The organism is Paenibacillus sp. 01T442 (assembly GCF_056398345.1).
Genome location: NZ_JBFTPF010000141.1, coordinates 1 through 6711 on the forward strand (window position 1 = coordinate 1; position 6711 = coordinate 6711).

6 protein-coding genes and 1 pseudogene are annotated in these 6711 nt (G+C 43.6%); 2 read left to right on the forward strand and 5 right to left on the reverse strand.

Annotation, left to right across the window (positions count from 1 at the left end; genetic code table 11):
* The coding region (locus AC1DLM_RS34205; RefSeq protein WP_477572483.1) for an MFS transporter at positions 1-1286 on the forward strand (1286 nt) is incomplete at its 5' end.
* 1100 nt (positions 1287-2386) lie between these two features.
* Complete coding sequence (locus tag AC1DLM_RS34210; RefSeq protein WP_477572484.1) at positions 2387-3616, forward strand: MFS transporter; 1230 nt, start codon at positions 2387-2389, stop codon at positions 3614-3616.
* 59 nt (positions 3617-3675) lie between these two features.
* Here AC1DLM_RS34210 and AC1DLM_RS34215 read toward each other — a convergent pair whose 3' ends face one another.
* The 5 genes and pseudogenes from AC1DLM_RS34215 to AC1DLM_RS34235 all read right to left on the reverse strand — a co-directional run.
* Entirely contained in the window at positions 3676-3798 is a 123-nt protein-coding gene (locus AC1DLM_RS34215; protein ID WP_477572488.1) for a hypothetical protein, read from the reverse strand.
* Positions 3797-3925 (reverse strand): annotated as a pseudogene (locus AC1DLM_RS34220) (class I tRNA ligase family protein); the annotation flags it as partial. The pseudogene AC1DLM_RS34220 and the gene AC1DLM_RS34215, both read right to left, overlap by 2 nt.
* Positions 3926-4102: 177 nt before the next feature.
* Positions 4103-4702 carry a response regulator gene (locus AC1DLM_RS34225; protein ID WP_477572485.1) on the reverse strand — a complete coding sequence of 200 codons (600 nt, stop codon included), beginning with the start codon at positions 4700-4702 and terminating at the stop codon, positions 4103-4105.
* Positions 4699-5835 carry a sensor histidine kinase gene (locus tag AC1DLM_RS34230; protein WP_477572486.1) on the reverse strand — a complete coding sequence of 379 codons (1137 nt, stop codon included), beginning with the start codon at positions 5833-5835 and terminating at the stop codon, positions 4699-4701. The genes AC1DLM_RS34225 and AC1DLM_RS34230 overlap by 4 nt, the downstream gene beginning before the upstream one ends.
* 69 nt (positions 5836-5904) lie before the next feature.
* Positions 5905-6711: fatty acid desaturase (locus AC1DLM_RS34235; RefSeq protein ID WP_477572487.1), on the reverse strand; the 807-nt coding region annotated here is incomplete at its 5' end.

Consider the following 6711-nt stretch of genomic DNA (forward strand, 5'->3'; position numbering starts at 1 on the left):
CCATGACTTGGGTGCAAAACGCTTATATTTTGGCGTTCGGAGGCTTCTTGTTGTTAGGCGCTCGAGCGGGGGACATCCTAGGAAGGAGAAAAACATTCACCGCGGGGATCGCCTTGTTTTCGCTGGCCTCGATGTTGGCCGGCTTGGCGCCGTCCGCTTCGATTCTGCTTGCAGCAMGCGCTTTGCAAGGATTGGCCGCAGCGATGGYGACTCCGTCTGCACTCGCCCTGTTGTCCGTAAGCTTCTCGGAAGGCCGGGAACGGACGAAAGCGATTGCTGTTTACAGCGCCGTATCGGGAGCCGGCGGCAGCGTTGGTCTAATCATTGGCGGATTGTTGACGGATCTAATATCTTGGCGCGCCGGGATGTTCCTCAACGTACCGATCGGCGTCGCTCTGCTTCTTATGGTGCCTCGGTATATGCAGGAGACGGAGACGAAAGCGGGGCGACTGGATATCATGGGAGCCATGACGTCGGTGATCGGCATGACGGCACTGGCATTCGGGTTCGTTCAAGCCGCGTCTGTCGGATGGAAAGCGCCGGAAGTATGGAGTTCGCTTGCTCTCGGAGGTGTCTCGCTAGCGGCTTTCGTACGGGTCGAAGCACGGGCGAAAGAGCCAATTACCCCACTTCGTCTGTTCGCAAGCCGAACACGATCCGGAGCTTATTTGGGTAGGCTGTTGCTCTTGTGTGGAAATTATCCGATCTTTTTCTTCGTTCCGCAGTTTCTGCAAAAGGTCCTTCATTTCAATTCTTTGCAGGCTGGACTCGCGATCATGCCGTTCACGGTCGTTCAGTTCGGGATGATGTATGCCATGCCTACGCTTTTAGCCCGATTCGGTCATGCAAAAGTATTAATCGCCGGGTTGATAATCGCGATCACTGGAACAAGCTGGCTGAGCCTCATTTCGGCTGATTCGAGTTTTCTTCCTCATCTGTTTTTCCCTTTGATCGTCATKGGGGGTGGTGCTGGAATGATCTTTCAGCCTTTTACGACGCTAGGGTTGTCCGGTGTGGAAGCCAAGGATGCAGGAGCAGCGTCAGGGCTCGTCAACGTCGCTCATCAGACCGGCGCGTCGCTCGGACTCGCAGTCCTGATCGCCGTCTTCGAGGCGGCGAACCGACAGGAAGTTCCTTCAGATATGACTTTTTCCCATGCGATCTCCGTCTCGCTCGTGGGTTCGGCCGTTTTCCTGACGGCTTCTCTCCTGGCAGTCTTGTTCTTGCTGCTGCCAGCAGAGAGGGCGCAACGCGCCGTAGCGGCTGAAACGCGGAACGCTTCTTGAATTGTGCAATCGTGATTGCTTCTAACTCTAGTCCGATTTGGGCTTTGACTTACTGAGTGCGTGTGAATCTTCGTTTGACTCCATATGAATCCGCGATGCTTGCAAAGTTTCATGAAAAACATTTACTAGAAATCTTAACTGTAGCCTTCGAACTATTCAAGTATGTAACTAATTGAGAATGAATCTTACCGTCATTTTTAAAAAAAGGCAACCAATCCACTTGGGTTGGCTGCCAATTTCGTTTAGCTATGAACGCTAGTTACCGTGCTAAATTATTAGCACCAACCTCTCTCAGGCCAATCAGCTCCGTATATCGTTGGAAGAAGGGCAAGCATAATAACGCCGCTATAAAATACTTTTAACCCCTCAGCTACTGCTTTTTTTCTGAAATTAGTGATACTTATGATCTTGCTTCTTTGTTGCCTCAGATTGGATTATAATTGGCCAACGAGAAATCGATATAATGAACTCGCCCTGCTTGAACTGCAGGAAGTGCTAACCAGGCTTCGTCTTCCAACTACTGGCGAACCCACGCAGCATCGGGACCAAATGTAGGTACAGCCATAAAAATGCGATCACAGGAATACGTATGAATCGATTCAATCGAAATGTGCTTCCATTTCTGTTGTTATTTTGCAGACAGATTTTGCAGCAAAGAGACTACCGAAGCGTAACCTTCAGTAGTCTCTTTTTACGACAAAAGATAGTATTTTTAGATTCATCTTCCTTTTAGTGCATAGTAAATTGGAAATGACATGGCAGTTGCAATACTCAAACAAACAAATAAACTCGGTATTACTATTGTTTTCATTTTATGGCTCCTAACTTATTTCATATTCATTTTGTTATGTATATTCTGTTAAACCTTATTATGCATGATGATGTACATGCCTATTCCTTCCTGCCTTATCTTCCTGGTTGATATATCTTAATAATTCGCACAAACTAACAGCTCTGGGGATCTTCGTGCTTTCGCTTTATCCAATTCATTATTAATTAAATACCAACTGGATTAATGGGATTAATTCGATAATGATTGCGCAAATTAATGCAAGAGGTGATAACGTGCATTTCTTATGGCTAGGTTTAGGCACTGGATTATGAAAACAAATAAATGGAGTCTACTTTCTATTGCGTCCATCCCCTTAATTATGACGTTGGGAAATTCTATGCTTATTCCCGTCCTACCATCTATTCGCAACAAATTACAAATAACTTCATTCCAAGTGAGCTTATTAATTACGATTTACTCAGCAGTGGCTATCTTACTTATACCGATTGCGGGGTATTTGTCGGATCGCTTCGGCAGGAAGATCATTATTATCCCCAGTTTACTCATAACTGGCTTTGGTGGTTTGATTTCTGGTTTAGGCGCATGGTGGCTGGAACACCCTTATGTAGTCATTATGCTAGGACGAGCGTTACAAGGAGTAGGCGCGGCGGGAGCTTTCCCCATTGTACTGCCACTTGTCGGTGACATGTACCAACACGAAAGTGAAGTCAGTAAAAGCCTGGGGATTGTAGAAACGGCCAACACGCTAGGCAAAGTTCTGAGTCCTATTCTAGGATCGGTGTTGGCTTTCGTGGTGTGGTTTCTCCCCTTTCTCACCATCCCTGTGTTGTGTGTGGTATCTACACTATTAGTTGCCTTTCTAGTTAAATCCCCTAAGAAAAAAGATGAGAAAGAAGTAATAGTTAGATTTAGTCACTTTCTTCAAAACCTTAAGCAAATATTTTCGAAGAATGGTCGTTGGTTATCTGCAATTTTCGCCATTGGTTGCATCTGTATGTTTGTCATTTTTGGGACATTGTTTTATTTATCGGACACACTTGAAGACAAATATCAGATTAAAGGCATATGGAAAGGCTGTGTTATTGCCATCCCTTCGGCAGCGCTATGTCTTGCATCTTTCCTAACTGGCAAAAAAATTGGTGAAAACAAGAWGTTAATGAAGTGGATTACTTTTAGTGGCGTAGCTATTGTGACTGCAGCACTTGTTATTTCTGGCATGTTACAATCTCTATACGTATTGCTTACTTTAGTTAGTATTGCCGGCATTGGCATTGGTGTCACACTTCCCTGCTTAGATGCGCTGATAACGGAAGGGATTGATAAAGCAGAACGAGGCACAATAACTTCTATCTATAGTTCGATGAGATTCATTGGCGTTGCGTTAGGCCCTCCACTGGCTTCAGTCCTTATGAAGATGTCATCACAACTTATGTTTTACAGCATCTCGGGTACATGTGTTGTTGCTGCGCTTCTTGCTTTATTCGCTATTAAGCCTAGTAATGAAGAAAACATCAAAGTGAAAAATAAGCGAGTATAAAAATAAAGCCCAGCAGATCCACAGCAGATGGGCTCTATTTTGCATGCTTATATAATCAATCAAATGCTTTTCAGTCGTTGTACCTCCTCTTCAATTTGGCTTACATTAATCCGTTGGAACAATACTTCAACTTGGCTTAGCTCTCTTCCAGCCGGACACTCGACATATGTCCAAGTGGTCATAAAGTACTTCTTCTCCCTTTAGCCGAAAATACCTTGCAATCACGTCTCCTGGAAGTAAACTCGCTACCCGTCCTAAGTGAAGTGATCCGTTAGCCTAAGGCCATGCTCCTCCAATAAATATGCTCATGATCCATTTCCTCCTAATTCAAAATTTATGAAAACAAAAAAAGCCCTCGTCCTCAACAAGGACGAAAGCTGTCGCTCACGTGTTTCCGCCTAAATTTACCGATCCCTCACGGTGACCGGCCTCAACAAGTACGTCACCGCATGAGGTGATTATACCCTAGCACGTTAACTAAATAAACTATTTGAACCAGCCCTTCTCTTTGAAACGCATAATAGCCTCAATTCGGTTACTGACATTGAGCTTATCGAGAATAACGGAAATGTAGTTGCGAACAGTACCTCTTGTAATATACATGTGATCAGCGATTTCCTTCGTGTTTTTCCCATCGGCGATCAGGTTCAAGACTTCCTTTTCCCGCTCGGTCAAAGGATTTTCTTCATGATAAGTCTCATCTACTAGCTCTGACGCATAAATTCGTCTGCCAGCCATAACGCTCCGAATCGAGGTAGCGAGTTCCTCGCTTGGGCTATCTTTCAACAAATAACCGTTGGCTCCTGCCTTGACGGCCCTCTCAAAATACCCGTAACGAGCAAACGTAGTCAAGATAATGACTTTGCAACCCATTCCCTTTAGTTCTTCCGCCGCATCTAAACCGTTCATGATGGGCATCTCAATATCCATGACACAAATATCTGGCTTATGCAGTTTAACTAGTTTGACAGCATCCTCGCCATTGCTCGCTTTACCAACGACCTGCATATCCTCTTCCAAATCAAGTAAGGAAGCAAGTGCGCCAAGCAGCATCCGCTGGTCCTCGGCAATCACAATTCGGATCATATCCGCACCTCCCTTTCTGGTGGTATGATAGCATTCGGAACTTTTATAACAATCATGGTTCCTTTGTCTGAGACAATTTCCATACAGCCGTTTACAAACTCTAGTCGCTCTTTCATACCCCGTAAGCCATTTCCAAGTAACACAAGACATTCTTTCGTCATCCCAACCCCATTGTCCTCGACCTTAATAACGAGATCGCTTGGTGATGGTTCAATAGAGATTGAACATGAAGTAGCACTGCTATGTTTGATAATATTCGTAACAGATTCCTTCAAACACATACTCAACACGTTTTCATTGATCAGAGACGTGTTGGTTAACTTCGGATCTCCCTCTACAATGAGGTCAATTTCTGCAGCCTTCAAAATCTGTTTGATTCGAAACATCTCTTCCACTAGTCTTGTACCACGCATTTGCGTTACGATTTCTCGAACTTCCTTTAACGCAATTCGAGCTGTCTGACGTACATCATTGATTTCGATTTGTGCTTGCGCCGGATTTTTGCTAATTAATTTCCCAGCCAAATCACTCTTTAAACCAATTAATGAGAGTTTCTGACCAAGTGTATCGTGTAAGTCGCGGGCGAYTCGTTGGCGCTCTTCTAACTTTACCAATTCGGAAATCCGCTTATTTGCATCCTCTAGCTGTCCCTGGAGTTGTTCACTCCTATTCCGGTTGAACGTCGTGACAGGAATGAGGATAACGGCAATTACACAAATGATGATAAAGGGCAATTGGTTAAAATACACAGGATTTTGGGATACCAATCCATAGTTAACCGTTGCAATGGTGGTAACTAGATGTATGCAGTACAACGTAATAAATCCTGCTCGACTTTTCATGGTACCAATAAAAAATGCTATAAACAGTGAGAAGTACACATAGCTGAAGGCGATGCCCATAATAATCGAAATAATAATTTGTACGCTAGTCCAAAAGTACACAATCCATCCTTTAGATACGAAGGACAGCACGTAGCAACTAAAGAAAACCATGATCATGATCGTGCCTAACACGATGTGGTATGTGGTAGAAGAACGAAATATAAAATAAAAAGGAAGGATATAAAAGACAACCCACACATACGGACTAATGCCGGTGTTTTTGTGAAAAATTTGATACCACTTTTGCATAGTCCGTTTAGCCTCTTTTTCTCCAACATAGTTTTACTTATATTTTAACATAAACATGAAACGATGTATTTATTGCCCTTGAAAGGTTGATTTACGGACTTTTATGTTTATTTTGTTAGTCAAAGGATCATGCTCATTTTCCTTAAGGTTTACCTGCTTTTTATTTTTATAACCGACAAACGTTTTATTACGCTCATCCCATAGTTTAAAACTTAGCGACTTCAAACTGGTGCCGATTGTTATAGTCGTTGCTTTTTGAAGTGGAGGCGTTGCATTATGCGCTTTTTCCAAATTATAATTGGGCACCTTCGGACTCAAATGATGAACATGATGAAACCCAATATTTCCAGTAATCCATTGTAGCAGCTTCGGCAGCTTATAATAGGAGCTTCCTTCTACCGCGGCTTTCACATAACTCCACTCATCTTCCTTCTCGAAGTAGGAGTCTTCGAACTGATGTTGCACATAAAACAGCCAGATTCCCATCAAGCCTGCTACGAACATAATCGGAGCTTGAATCAGAACAAACGACTGCCATCCAACTATCCAGATCAGTAACCCATATAAAGCAAGGATGGAAACATTCGTCATATACGTACTGATTCTTTCCTTGCTTCTAGCACCTTTCGYATTAAAACGATTTGTAAATAGAAACAAAAAGATGGGACCAAGTCCGAACATAATGAATGGGTTCCGATATAACCGATATGCCATTCGGACCCATACGGAAGATGCCGCATATTCGTCGACGGTAAGCACCCACATATCACCTATTCCGCGTTTCTCGAGGTTGCTGCTCGTTGCATGATGGATAGAATGACTATTCTTCCACTGCTGATAGGGAAAGAGCGTAAGGATACCTGTAATTGTACCGAC

What these genes read in the sequence shown, in the direction of transcription:
- AC1DLM_RS34215 (WP_477572488.1), bottom strand. Translation starts at nt 3,798, where the DNA reads ATGACCACTTGGACATATGTCGAGTGTCCGGCTGGAAGAGAGCTAAGC.
- AC1DLM_RS34225 (WP_477572485.1), bottom strand. Translation starts at nt 4,702, where the DNA reads ATGATCCGAATTGTGATTGCCGAGGACCAGCGGATGCTGCTTGGCGCA.